General features: G+C 67.9%; 22 protein-coding genes. 7 read left to right on the top strand and 15 right to left on the bottom strand.

The features are described 5' to 3' along the window. Positions 1-13: 13 nt before the first annotated feature. Together NDI85_RS10160 and NDI85_RS10155 are read right to left on the bottom strand one after the other, a co-directional pair. Positions 14-370 (bottom strand): Hsp20/alpha crystallin family protein, encoded by a 357-nt coding sequence (locus NDI85_RS10160; RefSeq protein ID WP_166971832.1) that lies wholly within the window; start codon positions 368-370, stop codon positions 14-16. Positions 371-478: 108 nt separating this feature from the next. Continuing rightward, positions 479-1,252 (bottom strand): GIDE domain-containing protein, encoded by a 774-nt coding sequence (locus NDI85_RS10155; protein WP_310915683.1) that lies wholly within the window; start codon positions 1,250-1,252, stop codon positions 479-481. Positions 1,253-1,350: 98 nt separating this feature from the next. Here NDI85_RS10155 and NDI85_RS10150 point away from each other — a divergent pair, with 98 nt between their 5' ends. Then, positions 1,351-2,280, top strand: coding sequence for a molybdopterin-binding protein (locus NDI85_RS10150; RefSeq protein WP_310915682.1), 930 nt, complete (start codon positions 1,351-1,353; stop codon positions 2,278-2,280). A 54-nt stretch (positions 2,281-2,334) separates the two neighbouring features. Here the strand turns inward: NDI85_RS10150 and NDI85_RS10145 are convergent, their stop codons facing one another. The 7 genes from NDI85_RS10145 to NDI85_RS10115 form a co-directional block, all read right to left on the bottom strand. Then, on the bottom strand, positions 2,335-2,964 hold the full coding sequence (locus tag NDI85_RS10145) for an HAD family hydrolase (protein ID WP_188999000.1): 630 nt from the start codon (positions 2,962-2,964) through the stop codon (positions 2,335-2,337). 83 nt (positions 2,965-3,047) lie between these two features. After that, positions 3,048-3,434, bottom strand: coding sequence for an LWR-salt protein (gene lwrS / locus NDI85_RS10140; RefSeq protein ID WP_310915681.1), 387 nt, complete (start codon positions 3,432-3,434; stop codon positions 3,048-3,050). 5 nt (positions 3,435-3,439) lie between these two features. Continuing rightward, positions 3,440-3,718 (bottom strand): 4a-hydroxytetrahydrobiopterin dehydratase, encoded by a 279-nt coding sequence (locus NDI85_RS10135; RefSeq protein ID WP_166971822.1) that lies wholly within the window; start codon positions 3,716-3,718, stop codon positions 3,440-3,442. Positions 3,719-3,764: 46 nt separating this feature from the next. Continuing rightward, entirely contained in the window at positions 3,765-4,052 is a 288-nt protein-coding gene (locus NDI85_RS10130) for a hypothetical protein (RefSeq protein ID WP_310915680.1), read from the bottom strand. Then, positions 4,053-5,396: a glutamyl-tRNA reductase gene (gene hemA / locus NDI85_RS10125; protein WP_396275521.1), complete on the bottom strand. Its 1,344-nt coding sequence runs from the start codon at positions 5,394-5,396 to the stop codon at positions 4,053-4,055. Continuing rightward, positions 5,393-6,040: a bifunctional precorrin-2 dehydrogenase/sirohydrochlorin ferrochelatase gene (locus NDI85_RS10120; protein WP_188998991.1), complete on the bottom strand. Its 648-nt coding sequence runs from the start codon at positions 6,038-6,040 to the stop codon at positions 5,393-5,395. Before NDI85_RS10120 ends, hemA begins: the two co-directional genes overlap by 4 nt. Continuing rightward, positions 6,037-7,104, bottom strand: a complete 1,068-nt coding sequence (locus NDI85_RS10115) for an Lrp/AsnC family transcriptional regulator (protein WP_188998988.1) — start codon at positions 7,102-7,104, stop codon at positions 6,037-6,039. The genes NDI85_RS10120 and NDI85_RS10115 overlap by 4 nt, the downstream gene beginning before the upstream one ends. A 134-nt stretch (positions 7,105-7,238) precedes the next feature. On the opposite strand from NDI85_RS10115, the gene NDI85_RS10110 reads away from it, so the two are divergent. Next, a complete protein-coding gene (locus NDI85_RS10110; RefSeq protein ID WP_310915679.1) occupies positions 7,239-7,523 on the top strand; it encodes a hypothetical protein in 285 nt (94 codons plus the stop codon). On the opposite strand, the gene NDI85_RS10105 is transcribed toward NDI85_RS10110, so the two are convergent. From NDI85_RS10105 to NDI85_RS10095, 3 genes are all read right to left on the bottom strand, one after another. Next, positions 7,520-7,930, bottom strand: coding sequence for a DUF5778 family protein (locus NDI85_RS10105; protein ID WP_166971810.1), 411 nt, complete (start codon positions 7,928-7,930; stop codon positions 7,520-7,522). The genes NDI85_RS10110 and NDI85_RS10105 overlap by 4 nt on opposite strands. Before the next feature lie 103 nt (positions 7,931-8,033). Then, positions 8,034-8,228, bottom strand: a complete 195-nt coding sequence (locus NDI85_RS10100) for a cold-shock protein (protein WP_166971808.1) — start codon at positions 8,226-8,228, stop codon at positions 8,034-8,036. Positions 8,229-8,230: 2 nt separating this feature from the next. Continuing rightward, complete coding sequence (locus NDI85_RS10095) at positions 8,231-8,425, bottom strand: cold-shock protein (RefSeq protein WP_166971806.1); 195 nt, start codon at positions 8,423-8,425, stop codon at positions 8,231-8,233. Between the two features lie 103 nt (positions 8,426-8,528). Between NDI85_RS10095 and uppS the strand changes: the two genes are divergently transcribed. Beyond that, positions 8,529-9,443: a polyprenyl diphosphate synthase gene (gene uppS / locus NDI85_RS10090; protein ID WP_188998982.1), complete on the top strand. Its 915-nt coding sequence runs from the start codon at positions 8,529-8,531 to the stop codon at positions 9,441-9,443. A 60-nt stretch (positions 9,444-9,503) separates the two neighbouring features. On the opposite strand, the gene NDI85_RS10085 is transcribed toward uppS, so the two are convergent. Further along, complete coding sequence (locus tag NDI85_RS10085) at positions 9,504-10,112, bottom strand: undecaprenyl diphosphate synthase family protein (protein WP_188998979.1); 609 nt, start codon at positions 10,110-10,112, stop codon at positions 9,504-9,506. A gap of 134 nt (positions 10,113-10,246) precedes the next feature. Between NDI85_RS10085 and NDI85_RS10080 the strand changes: the two genes are divergently transcribed. Both NDI85_RS10080 and NDI85_RS10075 read left to right on the top strand, forming a co-directional pair. Next, on the top strand, positions 10,247-11,590 hold the full coding sequence (locus NDI85_RS10080; RefSeq protein ID WP_188998975.1) for a DUF92 domain-containing protein: 1,344 nt from the start codon (positions 10,247-10,249) through the stop codon (positions 11,588-11,590). Further along, on the top strand, positions 11,587-12,003 hold the full coding sequence (locus NDI85_RS10075; RefSeq protein WP_310915678.1) for a GNAT family N-acetyltransferase: 417 nt from the start codon (positions 11,587-11,589) through the stop codon (positions 12,001-12,003). Before NDI85_RS10080 ends, NDI85_RS10075 begins: the two co-directional genes overlap by 4 nt. Here the strand turns inward: NDI85_RS10075 and dnaG are convergent. Together dnaG and NDI85_RS10065 are read right to left on the bottom strand one after the other, a co-directional pair. Next, positions 12,000-13,334, bottom strand: coding sequence for a DNA primase DnaG (gene dnaG / locus NDI85_RS10070; RefSeq protein ID WP_188998969.1), 1,335 nt, complete (start codon positions 13,332-13,334; stop codon positions 12,000-12,002). The genes NDI85_RS10075 and dnaG overlap by 4 nt on opposite strands. A gap of 130 nt (positions 13,335-13,464) precedes the next feature. Then, on the bottom strand, positions 13,465-14,178 hold the full coding sequence (locus NDI85_RS10065; protein ID WP_310915677.1) for a sugar phosphate isomerase/epimerase: 714 nt from the start codon (positions 14,176-14,178) through the stop codon (positions 13,465-13,467). Positions 14,179-14,230: 52 nt separating this feature from the next. Between NDI85_RS10065 and NDI85_RS10060 the strand changes: the two genes are divergently transcribed. Next, on the top strand, positions 14,231-14,575 hold the full coding sequence (locus NDI85_RS10060) for a tRNA-binding protein (RefSeq protein WP_166971789.1): 345 nt from the start codon (positions 14,231-14,233) through the stop codon (positions 14,573-14,575). A 75-nt stretch (positions 14,576-14,650) separates the two neighbouring features. Then, positions 14,651-14,860 (top strand): DUF3311 domain-containing protein, encoded by a 210-nt coding sequence (locus NDI85_RS10055; RefSeq protein ID WP_310915676.1) that lies wholly within the window; start codon positions 14,651-14,653, stop codon positions 14,858-14,860. Position 14,861: the final 1 nt, after the last annotated feature.

Here is a 14,861-nt window from a genome sequence, read left to right as displayed (position 1 = left end):
CAGGGCACCCCGCTCAGGCCTCGTCGATGGGAATCGTCGTGCTCGGTGCGGCAGTGGCCTTCGGGAGGGTGAGTTCGAGGACGCCGCGGTCGACGGCACCCTCGGCCCCCTGACCGGTCGCATCGGGTGGAAGCGGGAGTTCTACGTCTAAGAACACCGACCGGTCCTCTCGGACGAATCGGAACTCCTGGGGGACGTCCTTGCTGCGCTGTCCTTCGATGACCAGACGGCCGCCTTCGACGCTGACGTCGAGTGTCTCCGCGGTCACGCCCGGCAGGTCCAACACGAGCAGGTACGCCTCCTCGGATTCGAGCACGTCCGCGAATACGGCGTCCGGGAGGTCCCGCAACGCCTCACGCAGCGCTGACATGCGACGGTCTAAGGACGGCGGGGCGTTAAACCCGGCGGTTTCGGCAGGCTCAGAAGACGACACGGACCAGCGTCGTCCGGCGTGTTGCCGGACCCGTAGCACGACTGGTCACAACACGACGGAACCGACGAACAGCAAGCCGAGCACAGCGAGACCGACGCCCAGACCGACTCGCCAGAGCCCGGCGCGGGCGAAGCGCCACGCGGTCCCTCGTTCCGACGCGTCCGAGACGACGAACACGGGCGTCCCGTCGCCGTCACCGACGACGGCGTCGACGAGGTCGCTGCCCCACTCGACGGCCGGTCCCCGACTGGTCTGCCCGTACACGTACACCGACTCGCCGACGTCGAGGCGGCGCTCGGTGAAGCGCTGTCTGTTCCCGACGCTGAGTTCGGTGACGAGCAGGTCCACCGTCCTGTCCTGTGGGTCGACGGCGTCCGTCTGGCCGACGTACCGGGCGAGTCTGTCGGGCAACTCGGTGCCCGGCGGGACGGTCACGGTGTGGTCTTCGAGGCGGATGTCTGCCCCCGTCGGGTCGACGCGGACCCGGTCGGTGCCGTCGTCGACGACGAAGTCCACGCCGTCCATCCCCTCCTCGAGAGTGTGCCACGAGGAACTCTTGCCCGACGAGCGGAGTTCCTCGACTTCGTAGGTGTAGGCCAGACACGGCGACCCGGTGAACGGGGCCGTCACCGTCCCGTCTTCGCCCTCGACGGCGGTGCCCACTATCTCGACGGGGCCGGTGTAGCCGTGTAGCTCTCGGACGGGAACCGGGTCGTTTCGAAGGATGTGAAACACCGTCGTGAGTTCGCGTCCGCCGGTGACACAGAGGTATCCGGCGACGGCGAGGAACGCGAGGGCGACCAACTGCGGGAGGACCATGCGCGGACCCGCGGCGGCGAGGCGCAAAAGCGTTCCCGAACCGACGGCGGAATTGCCCCACTCCGGAGTCTTTTGCCGTCGCAGTCCCAACGAAGGGTATGGCCGGGGCTTCGCCGACGGATTCCGAAGAGTGCAGTCTGGAGACCGCCCGCCGCCAACTCGGGAGCTACGCCGTCCCGGTCGACCGGACCGACCGCATCCCGCTGTCGGTCGCCGTCGGGCGGGTGCTGGCGACAGACGCGACGGCCTCCGAGCAGGTGGCCGACGCCGCAATCGGCGTCGACGAGACGGTGTTCGAACGAGGCCATCAGATCAGGCCCGCCGACGTGGGACTGCTGAAAGCCGCCGGGGTCGACGAACTGCTCGTCCGCCAGCGCCCGCAGGTCGGTATCCTCCCGACCGGCGACGAACTCGCACAGCACGTCTCCGGTGCGGACGCCCGCACCGAGACGGCGGGGTTCACGCTCGCACAGTACGCCGACCGGTGGGGCGGGAAAGTCACCTATCGCGACCCCGTCGCAGACGACCCGCCGGCGCTTCGGATGGCCGTCCAGCGCGACCTGACCCGGGATATGCTCGTCGTCACCGGCACCGAACCGGGCGACACGCTCCGTGAGGTCGTTCGCGAACTCGGCGACGTCGTCGCCGACCGCGTCGCCATCTCCCCGGGCCGGGAGACGGGACTGGCGGTCGTCGAGAACCGCCCGGTCCTCCTGTTGCCGGAGTCGGCGGTCGCGGCTCGCGTCGGCGCGCTCCAACTCCTCCGGCCGCTGTTGAAGGCCTTCGGCGACGCGCCGCTCACGCCCCATCCGACCCGGACGGTCCCGCTGACCGACGGCATCGACGCCGACCCGTCGCTCCGGACGTTCGTGCCGCTGGCAGTTGACGAGGACGGCGCTACGCCGCTCCCGGGCACCGACATCGCCACCGCGACGCGGGCAGACGGCTGGGTCGCCGTCCCGGAGGGGTCTGCGGGACCGGCCGCCGGCGACGGCGTCGCGGTCGAAAACTGGGACTATCTGCCGTAGCCACTCGATACAGTAGGCCCCTGATACGGCACCGAGCGAGTTCGCTGCCCGGCCTTACAGGTCCAGCAGCGTCGTGACGCGGTGGTCGCCGCGCACGCACCGGTCCGTGGATACCGGCGACTCCCGGTGGACGTGGATGCCGTCCAGTCCGGCGTTCCGGGCGGCGCCGATGTCGCCGGGGTTGTCGCCGGCCAGTGCGCCGACGTGACCGTTGTGCCCGACGCCCATCTCGCCCATCGCCCGGTGGACCGGCGCCGGGTCCGGCTTCCAGCCGATGTCGTCGTCACAGCAGACGACCGTGTCGAACCAGTCGGCGATGTCGAGGTGGTCGAGCACCGGATCCGTCAGATACCGCTGACAGTGCGTCACGAGCCCCACGGGGTCCGTCCGGTCGGCGAAGAACTGCTCGGCGTCGTCGTAGAGGTACGTCGCCTCGGCACGGGCCTGCGGGTCCTCCTCGTCGTGGAACGCGGTCCAGAACTGCTCCGGGTCCACACCGCGGTCGGCGAGCAGTTCGGCGCGGGTATCGCCCTGCCCGTACCACAGACGGGCGGCGTCCTGTTCGGTGAACCCCTGACCGAGGCGGTCACCGACTCGGGCTATGACTTCGACCGTGTACGACGGGTCGACGTCGACCAGCGTCCCGTCGAGGTCGAATAGCCAGAAGTCGTAGTTTCGGGGCATAGGGAACAGTGCATAGGGTAGTTTCGGGTATAGTCTTTCTGTCCCTAACGGGTCCGTAACGAACGACTAATCGGGGACCGGTATCACTCGACGCGGATGGAACTCCCGAGGTACTTCGAGAGTACCTCGGTGACGTTCTCGGCGTTGAACGCGTCGAGGTCGGCGGCGATAGCCGCCCGCAACGCATCGAGGTACGCCTCGGTCGTCTGGAGTTCGCTAAAGGAGGCCGACTCGACGGGGACGCCGAGCGCGTCCGTGGCCTGCCGCCGGAAGTGGGCTTCGTCGGCGAGGCTCCCCCGCCAGAGGTTGTCCCGGAAGAACAGCCACCCGTCCTCACCGGGTGGGTTCGCCGTCCGGTACAGCACCGTCTCGAAGCGGTCGGGTTCGACGGCGAGTCCCTCGCCCGGCGTCAGTCGGACCGTCACGCGGAACACGTAGCGGGCCGGTGCGTCGTCGGGATCCCCTGACACGGCCGTTACTCGTAGATGCCGTTCAGTCGCTCGGCCATATCGACGTCGTTCTCGGTGATGCCGCCCGCGTCGTGTGTCGTCAACCGAACCTCGACTTCGCCCCAGCGGATGGTCATCTCGGGGTGGTGCCACGCGTCCTCGGCGACGCCCGCCGCGGCCGCGAGGAACCCCGACGCGTCGAGGTAGGCATCGAACTCGAACGTTCGGACGATTTCGTCGCCCTCTCGCTCCCAGTCCTCGGGGAGGCGCTCGGTGATCTCCGAATCGGAAAGCAACTCTGCCATACGCTAGCGGTCGCCTGCCAGCCGCAAAACAGTTGTGTCGGCCGGTTCAGTCGGCGTCGAGTCGCTGCCGGAGTCGACGCTGGAGGAAGACGACGCCAACGACGGCGACCGAGAGGCTCGCGAACAGCCAGAACGGCAGGTCGGCGTTCTGGAAGCCGACCCACGTCGTCGCCAGCCCCAGCGCGAGGACCAGCAGACAACCGTAGGTGAACGCCTGCACGAGCCGTCGCTCGCGCCGCCGCTGTGTCTCGGTGTAGTTCGTCACCTCGTACAGTCCGCCGACGGCGGCGACGACGAAGCCGACGCCGACGACGAACGGGAGCAGCGTGACCATCTAATCGTCGGCCAACTGTTCGAGCACGGACGCGGGGATCTCGTCGCGCATCCCTTCCGGGATGTCCTCGATAGCCACGTCCTCGATCGCGGCCGGCGGATCGCCGCTCTCGGGTCCGAACTCGGGGTCGAACAGTTCCAGTGCCGTCTGGATGGTCGACCAGTCGTCCTCCTCGGCGGCGTCCCGAAGGCTCCGGGTCGGCGCCGCGAGCAGTTGCGAGACGATGGCGTCGGCCATCGACTCGACGATTTCCCGTTGCTCCTCGTCGAAGTCGGCACCGGTCATCGCCGTGTTGAGTTCGGCGGTTTTGACCTGCTCTGCGCTCTCGTACATCGCCGAGATGACGCGGTCGGCCCGCTTGCGCTTGTACTGGGTCAGCAGGTGGTCGAACTCCTCGTCGACGAGGCGCTCGACCGCCTCCGCCGCCCGGCGGCGCTGGGCGCGCGTCTCCTCGGTGACCGACTCCAACGCGTCGAGGTCGTAGACGGTGACGCCGGGCACGCCGTCCGCGTCGGCCGGGACGTCCCGTGGCTGGGCGATGTCGACGACGTACGTCTCGCCGGACTCGGCGAACGTCTCGGCGTCGAAGACGTGCTCGTTGCTTCCGGTCGCCGTGACGACGATGCGGGCCTCCTCGACGGCGGCATCGGCGGCGTCCAGCGCCACGGCGCTCGCGTCCACGTCGACGGTTTCGGCGACGTGTTCGGCGTGCGGGACGGTGCGGTTGGCGACGATGACGCGGTCGACGCGCGTCGAGAGCGCCTTCGCGGCGAGTTGTCCCATCTCGCCGGCGCCGACGACCAGCGCCGTCTCGCCGTCCAGCGAACACTCGCGGTCGACCAGTCTGACGGCGGCCGACGCCAGCGAGACGACGCCTTCGTTGATTCGGGTCTCGTTACGGGCGCGCTCGCCGACGTGGATGGCCTTCGTCACGCCGTCTTCCAGCAGCGGGCCGATGCCGCCGACGCCACGGGCGTCCTCGTAGGCGTCGCGTAACTGGCCCAGAATCTGGTCCTCGCCCAGCACGATGGACTCGAGGCCGGCGGCCACTCGGAGCAGGTGGCGCAGGCTCTCTTCGTGGTCCATCGTGACGGCTACGTCGTCCGAGATGTCGTGCGTGAAAAGCGAGAGGGCGTCCAGGCCCGTCTCGTGGTCGGGTGCGACAACGTACCCCTCCGTCCGGTTGCACGTCTGGAGCGCGAGCGCCTCCTCGACGCCCGGTCGAGAGAGCAGCGACTCGACGGCGTGGCGTTGACTGTCCGTCGCTGCCGTCTCCAGTTGATCGACGCTCGCGCGGTCGTGTGATACGCGAACGCCGACGATGACGCCGTTGTCCTTCATCACGTGGTCTCACCCGGGAAATCTCCGATCACGTCTTGGGCTACCTGTCGGGCTTTGGTTCTACCACTATCTAAAGCCTTCCAAACCTCTCGCTCTCTGACGACGGCGCGGACTGCGTCTCGCCGTTCGGCGGGCGGGACTCCCTCCGATTTGAGGGTCTCTCGCAGTTCGCCCGTCAGTTCAGCCATCTCGCCCGCGCCGGCGAACTCCGACTCGAACCGCTCGCGGAGGTGTTTCGACAGCGCCGGGGCCCGGCCGCCGGTGGCGACGGCCATCGTCACCGGGTCGTCCCGGACCGTCGCCGGCACGACGACGTTCCCGACCGACTGGTCGCCGTGGTCGTCGGCGCGGTTGACGAGTGCGCCGTGGTCCCGGGCGGCCGACTCGGCGGCCGCGTTCAGGTCCGCGTCGTCCGTCGCGGCGACGACCAGCGCCGGGTCGGTTCGCGCTATCCACCGTCGAATCTCGTCGGTGTCGGGCGCGGCACGAATCAACTCGGCACCGCCGAACTCGCGGTCCCCGAACTCGGGACTCACGACGACGACGGACGCCTCCTCGGCGAACCGCCGGGCTTTCCGCGCGCCGACGGGGCCGCCGCCGACGACGAGCACGGTTTCGCCTTCGAAGTCGTGGAGTAGCGGTATCATCCCTGGTCGGGGGCCGATTCGACGTTCGCTTCGGCTCTATCCTTAACTCTAATGCCCGTCTTCTTCAATATTCGCGTCGAGAACAGGGTGTCCCAGTCGTCGTCGCCGACGTCCCAGTACTCGGCCATCCGGTCGTGGACCTGCTGGATGCGGCGCTCGCTCTCGGCCTCGTCGCGGCCGTGGGTCATCGCGAAGAAGTTGTACGGCCAGACGTCCTCGTGGCGCGGTCGCTCGTAGCAGTGGGTGACGAAGTCGAACTCGGCGATAGCCGGTCCCACCTCGTCGACGACGTCGTCGGGCACGTCCCAGACGGTCATCCCGTTCTCCGAGTAGCCCAGCGCGTAGTGGTTCGGGATGGCACCGACCCGGCGGACCTTCCCCTCCGCGTCGAACCGCTTGATAGTCTCTAGGACCCACTCGGTGTCGGCACCGATGGCGTCGGCCACGTCGGCGTACGGCGTCTCGGTGACGGGGAGTCCGCCCTGAATCTCCAGGACGAGGTCGAGTTCCTCGGGGGTTAGGGACTGCCTGTCGGTCGGTGTCACGTCGGGGCCGGCGTCCGAGCAGTCGATAGCCTGCGTCTGTGGGCCCTCGACGGGGAACTTCGCGCCGACGTGGAACTCCTGCTGTTTGGGGAGGTTGAACGTCGGTTCGCCGGTCTCTGCCTCTATCTCGGCCAGTACGTCCTCGACGCGGCTCTCCTCGGCCACCGAGAGGACGAACCACATGTTGAGATAGGGGTGTTCGCGCTCGTAGTTGTGGGCGACCTCGGGGTGGGCGTTCACCATCTCCGCGTGGTCGTCGTAGGCGTCCTCGGGGGCGTGTGTCGCCACCAGCGTCGCCGTCCCACCGATTTCCTCGGCGTTGATGAGTGCGCCAAAGCGGGTCAACACTCCCGCCTCGTCGAGTCGCTGGACCCGTTCGAGGAGGTCGTCCGCGCTCACGTCCACGTCGTACTCGGCCAGTGCGGCCGCCGCCGGTTCGAACGGTCGCTCGACGACCGGGAACCCGCCCTGAAACGCGTTGAGGATGGCCCTGTCCACCCGCCCGAGGTCTTCGCTCATGTACGACGCTCGGGACTCTGTGAATAAAAACGGCGCGGGAGCGGTATCGCCACACGCGGGCGGGACTGGGAGTTTGTGGTCCGCTCCGGTCTGTTCGACCCAGTGCTTTAGCGCCTCCGACACCTAGTCGCCCCGTGCAGATATCCACCGCTGAACTGGCGGTGCGGTTGCTCGTCTACTGTCTCGTACTGGTGGGTGCGCCGCTCTTTTTCGTCGTCATGTTCCGCGTCATGGACTACACCGCACGGGAGTCACTCGTCGAGCAGTTCAGCGGTCGGCGGGCCGGCCTCGATACGGGCCAGCTAAACGCCTACTTCGAGAAGGCGGGCGTCGAGGCCCGGACCTGCCAGTTTTGTGGGTCGGCGAACGGTCCCGACTACACCTACTGCCACAACTGTCAGGAACGGCTCTCCGATTAGTCGCCGCGGACGCCGGTGACCGCGAACCCGCGGTCCTCGATGGCCGCTAAGATGGCCTCGTGGTCCGCGCTGGCCTCGTAGTAGAAGACGAGGTCGAACGACCCGTTACGCAGGAGTTGCTGGCACTCCCAGACGAACTCCTCGCCGTCCAGCGTCAGCCCCTGGTGTTGGTTCGAGGCGAACTCCGGGTCGTCGCTGCCGGAGTAGACGAAGGTGTCTGTCGGGTCCATCCCGTACCCCTCCGCGATGTCGTCGCCGACGTCGATGGTGGCCTGCATCATCTCTATCTCGTCGCTGCCGTCGTACTCCGTGTGGACGACGGCGCCGTTGAGTTGAATCTCGCCGGGTTCCAGCAACTGTTTCGTCCGGCGGTACAGGTCGTCATCGAGTGTGTCGGCGTCGCTCATACGAACACCTGCGCTTGCGGGTGCCTAATGCACTTCGGATTCACGACGCCGTAGCGGCCGCTCTCGCCACCACGACAGTCTCGTCGGCCACGAACGTGTTCGCTTACAGGCGCGTCACGTTCTCGGCGCGCGGACCCTTATCCGCCTGCACGATGTCGAACTCGACCTCTTGGCCTTCTTCGAGGTCGGGGCCGCCGACGTCCTCCATGTGGAAGAACACGTCCTCCTCGGCGTCGTCCGTCTCGATGAAGCCGTACCCGCCCGTGTCGTTGAAGAAGTCGACTGTGCCGGTCGCCATCGTTACAACCTCGTGAGGTTCTTCGCTCGCGGACCCTTGTCCGCCTGCTCGATGTCGAACTCGACCTCTTGGCCCTCTTCGAGGTCGGGGCCGCCGACGTCTTCCATGTGGAAGAACACGTCCTCCTCAGCGTCGTCTGTCTTGATGAAGCCGTAACCGCCCGTATCGTTGAAGAAGTCTACCGTACCGGTCGCCATTGCATCTCTACGTAGACGTCGGGGGTATTAAAACTATGCGGCGCAGTCACACGGGCGGTCGGAGCCACAAACGCCTTATCGCTCGGTTGATACACTACGGGTGATGCGAGACAGGGTCCACAGTCTCGGCTACGCCGCCTACGAACGCCTCCTCCGCTGGGAGCTGTCCGGGACCCCGAGCCACGTCGCCGTCATTCAGGACGGGAACCGCCGCTACGCCCGGAAGGAAGACGTCGAAACGAACCAGGGGTACACGGAGGGTGCGGAGACGACCGAGTCGCTGTTGCACTGGTGTGACGAACTCGACATCGAGGAGGTGACGCTGTATGCCTTCTCGACGGAGAACCTCGACCGACCCGAAGAACAGCGGGCGTACATCTTCGACCTCGTCGAGGAGAAACTCCGCACGTTCGCCGACGCAGACCGGGTCCACGACGCCGAGGTGTGTATCCGCGCCATCGGTGAGACGGAGATGCTGCCAGAGCGGGTGCAGGACGCCATCGACTACGCCGAGGCCAGAACCGCACAGTACGACCGCCTCAACCTCAACGTCGCGCTGGCCTACGGGGGGCGCGCGGAACTGCTCGGCGCGGCCCGGGCGGTCGCCGAAGCAGTCGAGGCCGGCGAGATCTCGTCGGGCGACGTCGACGTCGACACCGTCGAGGACCGCCTCTACGAGGGCCCGACGCGCGACGTGGACCTCATCGTGCGCACCGGCGGCGACGAGCGCACCTCGAATTTCCTGCCGTGGCACGCCAACGGGAACGAGGCCGCGACGTTCTTCTGTACGCCCTACTGGCCCGAGTTCCGGAAGATAGACTTCCTCCGGGCCATCCGGACCTACCAGAACCGCGAAGAATCGTGGCGCACGACCCGCGCCCGGCGGGCGCTGACGCTCGTCCGCGCACTGGAGAACGCCGAGGTCGAACAGGCCCGCCGCGTTCTGGGCCGGTTCCGCGACGCCCTCCCGAGCCGCGAACGAGAGGCCCTCGACGAGGAGTACGAGGCCGCCGACTGAGTACGGACACCGGACGAGGGACTGGTGGCGGTCGCCGAGCGACGCTCGGCAGGATTCGTCCTACCGGCCGAATCGCCGCTGGCGCTCCTGATAGTCCCGCAACGCCCGTAAGTAGTCCCGACGCCGGAAGTTCTGCCAGTTCACGTCGGTGAAGTACAGTTCGGAGTACACCGACTGCCAGATCATGAAGTCCGAGAGCCGTTCAGCGCCCGTCTTGATGACGAGGTCCGGGTCCGTCGGGAAGACGAGGTGGTCTTCGACGGCGGCCTCGTCGATATCCTCGGGGGCGAGCGTGCCGGCCTCGACGTCCTCGGCGAGTTTCTGGACGGCCGTGGCGAACTCCGACTGGCCGCCGAGGCCGATGGATATCTGTATCGGCGCGTCGGCGACCGTCTCGTCGTCCGGCCCGCGGATCGCGATCGGCTTCGGCGCACGCAGGTCGGCCAGTTCCCGACGAATCGTCGGCACCACGTCCTCGTCGAGGACGCTCACGTACACCACGACAGTATCGGCCTCGTACTGGACCGCCCAGTCGAAGAATCGCTCTAAGGTGGTGTAGGCGCCGTCCGTCAACAGATCTCGCTCGGTGATGACGAGTGCCACCGTCTCCGGGAGGTCGGCGTCGCTCATCCGCAGTCGGGTGGCGAGGTACCTATCGTAGAGGCCCACGACGACGGGTACACCGACCGCTCGCCTAAACTTCACGGTCCGGGACCGTCGGCCTGCGGACGTGTTCACAACGTACTGACGGATAGCCCGCAAGTTCGGAAAGGGTAAGTGGCTCTCGGGGATACCGGCGGGACGTGACTTCGACAGTCCGACGTGCTGGGGCGTTCGCTGCGGTCGGGACGCTAGCGTTCGTCGTGCCGGCCGCGACCCGCATCCAGTCGCCGGCGCTCGCGACTGTCGCCGCGACGGCCCCGTTCGTGCTCGTCGCGGTACTCGCCATGACCGTCGTCGATCAGGGGTCGGCGCTGTTCGAGTTGTTCGCCCGCCCCGGGGACTACGAGGACGGCAAACTGTACGGCCTCGCGGCCTTCGCGCTCGCCGCGGCCGGCCTCGCCCTGATAGCGGTCCAGTTCGGACTCCCCGTCTGGGTGTTCGTCGGCACCGTCGTCATCGTCGCCTACGGCAACCTCGGCCAGCGACTGGCCGCTCGGGTTCGGACCGACGAGGTCGTCGCGTCCGCCGGGTTCGTCGTCAGCGGATTCGCCACCGGCGTCGCCGCGCAGTTGGGGGCCGCCCGGTTGCAGGGCGCCACGGTCGCGTGGCCCGACGCGCTGTTTCTCGCCGCCAGCGGTGCCCTCGTCGCCGCGCTGCTCCGGTCGGTGCTGTTCGAGCGTGACGACCCGCTGGTGATGCTCTCAGTCGGGTTGTTGCTGTGGCTGTTCTTCGAACTCGACCCGTCGGTGGCCTCCCAGCGCGTGTTCGTCGCACTGGGTATCTCGGCCGTCCTCGGGTACGTCGCGTACGCGCTGGATACGGCCTCCTTACCCGGCATGCTTACCGGCGTCCTCCTCTCGCTGCTGACCATCGTGCTGGGCGGGTACGGCTGGTTCGCGATGCTCATCACCTTCTTCGGCCTCGGCGGTCTCTCGACGAAGTACCGCTACGAGGAAAAGAAAGACCGCGGCATCGCCGAGGAGAACGAGGGGGCCCGCGGGAGCGGGAACGTCCTCGCGAACTCCATCGTCGCGCTGGTCGCCGTCCTCGCGTGGGCGGCCAGTCCGAGCCACACCGCCGTCGACCCGACGTTGTTCCTCTATGCCTTCGCCGGCGCCGTCGCCGCCGCCATGACCGACACCTTCTCCAGCGAGTTCGGCGGCCTCTACGACAATCCCCGACTCATCACCACGCTCCAGCCGGTCGAACCCGGCACCGACGGTGGCGTCACGTGGCAGGGCGTCGTCGCCGGCCTCGTGGGGTCGGGCATCATCGCCGGTATCGCTGCCGTTACCATCGGCACCGTCGGGTCAGTTGGCGCGGCGGTGATTCTGGTCTGTGGGTTCGTCGGGATGACCGTCGACAGCCTCCTCGGAGCGACCGTCGAAGGCACCGTCGTCGGCAATCAGGGCGTCAACGCGCTGGCGACGCTCGCGGCGGCTCTCACCGGCGTCGCCGTCGCCGTGGGCCTCGCGCTGGTATGATTCGTCCGGCCAGCGGCGCAGACCACGACCGCCTCAGCGCCATCCAGTCGGCCGCGCTCGACCACCCGTGGCCGGGCCTGCTCGACGTCGCAATCGACGGGCCGCCGCTGGTCCTCGTCCTCGACGAGAACGGCCCGATAGCGTACGCACTCGCCGTCCCGGACCACCCCGTCGCCTACCTCGCGGAGTTCGCCGTCGCGCCGCCGGCACAGGGACAGGGTCACGGCACGCGGCTGATGGACGGCCTGCTCGACACCCTTCGCTCGGAGGGGTTCGAGACGCTTCGACTCACCGCTCGGGCCGACGAGGAACGCGTCCGGTCGTTCTACGAGCGGTTCGGCTTCTCGGTCACCGACCACCTCCCGGACCACTACGACGACGGCGACGGCGTCCTCATGGTACTGGACCTCTAGCCGACGGTTCGGACCTGCACGCTCGTCGGTTGCTTGACGTACTCGCCGTCGCCGGTCGCGACGACGACGTCGACACCGCGCTGGGCGGCGACGTCTACCACTTTCTGCGAGCAGATGTCGTCTAAGACGATGGTCCGGGGGACGCCGTCGCACGACTCGACGAGCGAGACGACGTCGTCGGCGTCGCCCTCGGCGAGGACGGTCAGGTCCTCGTCGAGCAGTCGGACGGTGCCACTCTCGCTCCGGATGACGGCGTCGACGTGGTCCGAGAGCCCGGCTGGGTCCGCCGTCTCCTCCTCGGTGGCGTCTTCGTCGCCCGCCGAGTCGTCCTCGTTGGGCGTCGCCGTCTCCTGCCCGCCCGTCGCGGCCGCTACTCGCTCGTCCGGCGACGGCGAGACCGGGTCGGGTCTGCTGACCGCCGCTGCAGACTCGGCGACCGTCTCGTCCGCGCCCGTCTGTGACCCGTCGACGGTGCCCGCCCCGTCGGCGCTCGTTTCGACTGCTTCGAGGGCGGCTTCCGGGGAGTCCGCGTCGGCGACGGTGTCGTAGGGCACCTTGTCCCGGAGCGCCTTCATCGCCTCGCCGCGCGAGAGGTCCTCGACCGAGTGGCCCCGCGGCGCGACGGCCACGTAGTCAACCTGCCCGACCTGTGCCAGTTCCTTCAGGATGAGGTCGCCGCCCCTGTCGCCGTCGAGGAAGGCCGTCACGGTCCGGTCGTTCGTCAACTCGGCGACGGCCTCGGGGACGTCGGTCCCCTCGACGGCGATGGCGTTCTTCACGCCGTACTTCAGCAGTTGCAGGACGTCCGAGCGCCCCTCGACGACGACGATGGCGTCGGAGTCGGCGACCCGTGGGCCGGCGGGGAGGCCCTCGTACTCCGTGATGTCCTCGACGCGGGCACGCTGTCGGACCGTCTCGACGATGTCCTCGGTCTGGACGGACTGCTCCTCGAAGGCGGCCAGCAACTCCGTCGCCCGGTCGACCACCTCCCGTCGTTTGGCGCTCCGGACGTCTTCGATGTCCGAGACGGCTATCTCGGCCCGGCAGGGGCCGATTTGCTCGATGGTCTCTAGGGCCGCCGCGAGGATGGCCGTCTCGACCTTGTCGAGGCCGCTCGCGACGGTTATCTGGCCGAACGACTGGCCGCTTTCGGAGCGTATCTCCACGTCGATGCGGCCGACCTTCTTCGAGTCCTGTAAGTCCCGAAGGTCCAGTTCCTCGCCGAGCAACCCTTCGGTCTGTCCGAACACCGCGCCGACGACGTCGCTTCGCTCGACGACGCCGGCGGCGGTAATGTCCGCGTGTATCAAATATTTCGCTGTGTCGTGCATTATCCCGGACTCCCGGTCCGTCGCAGAGAGTGGCGACAGACCGCTGTCACTATGCTTACGTTGGCGACGGCGCTCCAAATAATTGGCGTCGCGGGTCTGTCTGGTGGTTAGTCCCACGCAGCGACGCCGGTCACTGCTCAAGTACGCGCTCTACGACCTCGATACCGTTCTCCACCGAGGCCATCGGGTCCGCGGGGTCGTCGTGTTCGAAGACCAGCCACTCCGTGCCGGCGTCGCGGGCGGCCTCGACGACCCCGGGCAGGTCGACGACGCCCTCGCCGAGTTCGGTCGGTTCGCCCGCGGCGGTCACGTCTTTCAGGTGGACGACCGGGGCGCGGCCTGCGAGGTCCGAGAGGAGCGCCGCGGGGTCGCGGCCCGCCGCCTCCGCCCACCCCACGTCGAGTTCGAACCCGACGGCCGTCTCCGCGGCGAGGCGGTCGAACGCCGTCTCGGTCCCCACGGGGACGAACTCGTGGTCGTGGTTGTGGTAGAGGAGCGGCCGGTCGAACTCGCTTGCGAGGGCGTCGAGCATCGCGGCCGTCTCGTCGACGGTCGCCGTGTCTATGAAGTGGTCCGGGTCGAGATACGGGACGACGACGGACGGGACGCCGAGCGTATCGAGTTCGGCGGCGACGCCCGCCGGGTCCGCCCTGAGTTCGTCGGCGTCGACGTGCGCGCCGGCCGCCACCAGTCCCACTTCGTCCATCGCTCGGGCGGTCTCCGGCGGGTCCTCGATGCCGGCGAACTCGACGCCGTCGTACCCCGCGGCGGCGACCCGGTCGAGCAGTGCCGGCGTCGAGACGTCGAGGTTCCGGAGCGTCCACAACTGGACTGCCGTGTGCATACCTTCCTCTGCCGGCGCGACTGTCATATAACCGGCCCCACAATACGGTCCCATGGGATTCAGCGAAGCGAGCATCGACCCGGCACGGTTCCTCGAAGACGTGGAGATGCGCGTCGGCGAAGTCGTCGACGTGGCGGACTTCCCCGAGGCGCGAAAGGACGTCTACAAGCTCGAAGTGGACTTCGGCGAGGAGACCCTGCAGTCGGCGGCGGGCCTCACCGACTACTACGACCACGAGGACCTGCTGGGCGCACAGGTCGTCGCCGTCGTCAACCTCGGGACCGTCTCCATCGCCGGGTTCGAGAGCGAGTGTCTGGTCACCGGCGTCGACGGCGGTGACGGCGTGGTCCACCTGACCACCGAACGGGACGTCGAACCGGGGACCCGCGTGTACTGAAGAGAAAAATTCTTCATAACTTCGGTGTGAAGGTTCGATACCCATTAGTATCGCCAGTGTGTACCATGCGTCGATATGAGCGTCGCACGAACCGTCGGCTGGACAGTCGTCGCCCTCACGTTGATGGCGCTGGCCGTCCCGTGGTTCCTCTGGGGCAGTGCGGGTGTCGCGTTCGGGTTGCCGGTGTGGCTCTGGTGGCACGTCGGGTGGATGGTGCTCGCGAGCGTCGTCTTCGCCGTCTTCGCCAGAACCGACTGGGGCCTCGGCGTCGAGGGGGTACACTGAG

Origin of the sequence: Haloarcula sp. S1AR25-4 (assembly GCF_031624555.1) — an archaeon.
Taxonomy (GTDB): domain Archaea; phylum Halobacteriota; class Halobacteria; order Halobacteriales; family Haloarculaceae; genus Haloarcula; species Haloarcula pellucida.
The sequence above is the reverse complement of the archived record's forward strand: the minus strand, read 5'-3'. Positions and strand labels throughout refer to the sequence as shown.

Coding starts and splice junctions, on each gene's coding strand:
- NDI85_RS10160 (WP_166971832.1), bottom strand. CDS start 370: ATGTCAGCGCTGCGTGAGGCGTTGCGGGACCTCCCGGACGCCGTATTC.
- NDI85_RS10155 (WP_310915683.1), bottom strand. CDS start 1,252: ATGGTCCTCCCGCAGTTGGTCGCCCTCGCGTTCCTCGCCGTCGCCGGA.
- NDI85_RS10150 (WP_310915682.1), top strand. CDS start 1,351: ATGGCCGGGGCTTCGCCGACGGATTCCGAAGAGTGCAGTCTGGAGACC.
- NDI85_RS10145 (WP_188999000.1), bottom strand. CDS start 2,964: ATGCCCCGAAACTACGACTTCTGGCTATTCGACCTCGACGGGACGCTG.
- NDI85_RS10135 (WP_166971822.1), bottom strand. CDS start 3,718: ATGGCAGAGTTGCTTTCCGATTCGGAGATCACCGAGCGCCTCCCCGAG.
- NDI85_RS10130 (WP_310915680.1), bottom strand. CDS start 4,052: ATGGTCACGCTGCTCCCGTTCGTCGTCGGCGTCGGCTTCGTCGTCGCC.
- NDI85_RS10120 (WP_188998991.1), bottom strand. CDS start 6,040: ATGATACCGCTACTCCACGACTTCGAAGGCGAAACCGTGCTCGTCGTC.
- NDI85_RS10115 (WP_188998988.1), bottom strand. CDS start 7,104: ATGAGCGAAGACCTCGGGCGGGTGGACAGGGCCATCCTCAACGCGTTT.
- NDI85_RS10105 (WP_166971810.1), bottom strand. CDS start 7,930: ATGAGCGACGCCGACACACTCGATGACGACCTGTACCGCCGGACGAAA.
- NDI85_RS10100 (WP_166971808.1), bottom strand. CDS start 8,228: ATGGCGACCGGCACAGTCGACTTCTTCAACGACACGGGCGGGTACGGC.
- NDI85_RS10095 (WP_166971806.1), bottom strand. CDS start 8,425: ATGGCGACCGGTACGGTAGACTTCTTCAACGATACGGGCGGTTACGGC.
- uppS (WP_188998982.1), top strand. CDS start 8,529: ATGCGAGACAGGGTCCACAGTCTCGGCTACGCCGCCTACGAACGCCTC.
- NDI85_RS10075 (WP_310915678.1), top strand. CDS start 11,587: ATGATTCGTCCGGCCAGCGGCGCAGACCACGACCGCCTCAGCGCCATC.
- dnaG (WP_188998969.1), bottom strand. CDS start 13,334: ATGCACGACACAGCGAAATATTTGATACACGCGGACATTACCGCCGCC.
- NDI85_RS10065 (WP_310915677.1), bottom strand. CDS start 14,178: ATGCACACGGCAGTCCAGTTGTGGACGCTCCGGAACCTCGACGTCTCG.
- NDI85_RS10060 (WP_166971789.1), top strand. CDS start 14,231: ATGGGATTCAGCGAAGCGAGCATCGACCCGGCACGGTTCCTCGAAGAC.
- NDI85_RS10055 (WP_310915676.1), top strand. CDS start 14,651: ATGAGCGTCGCACGAACCGTCGGCTGGACAGTCGTCGCCCTCACGTTG.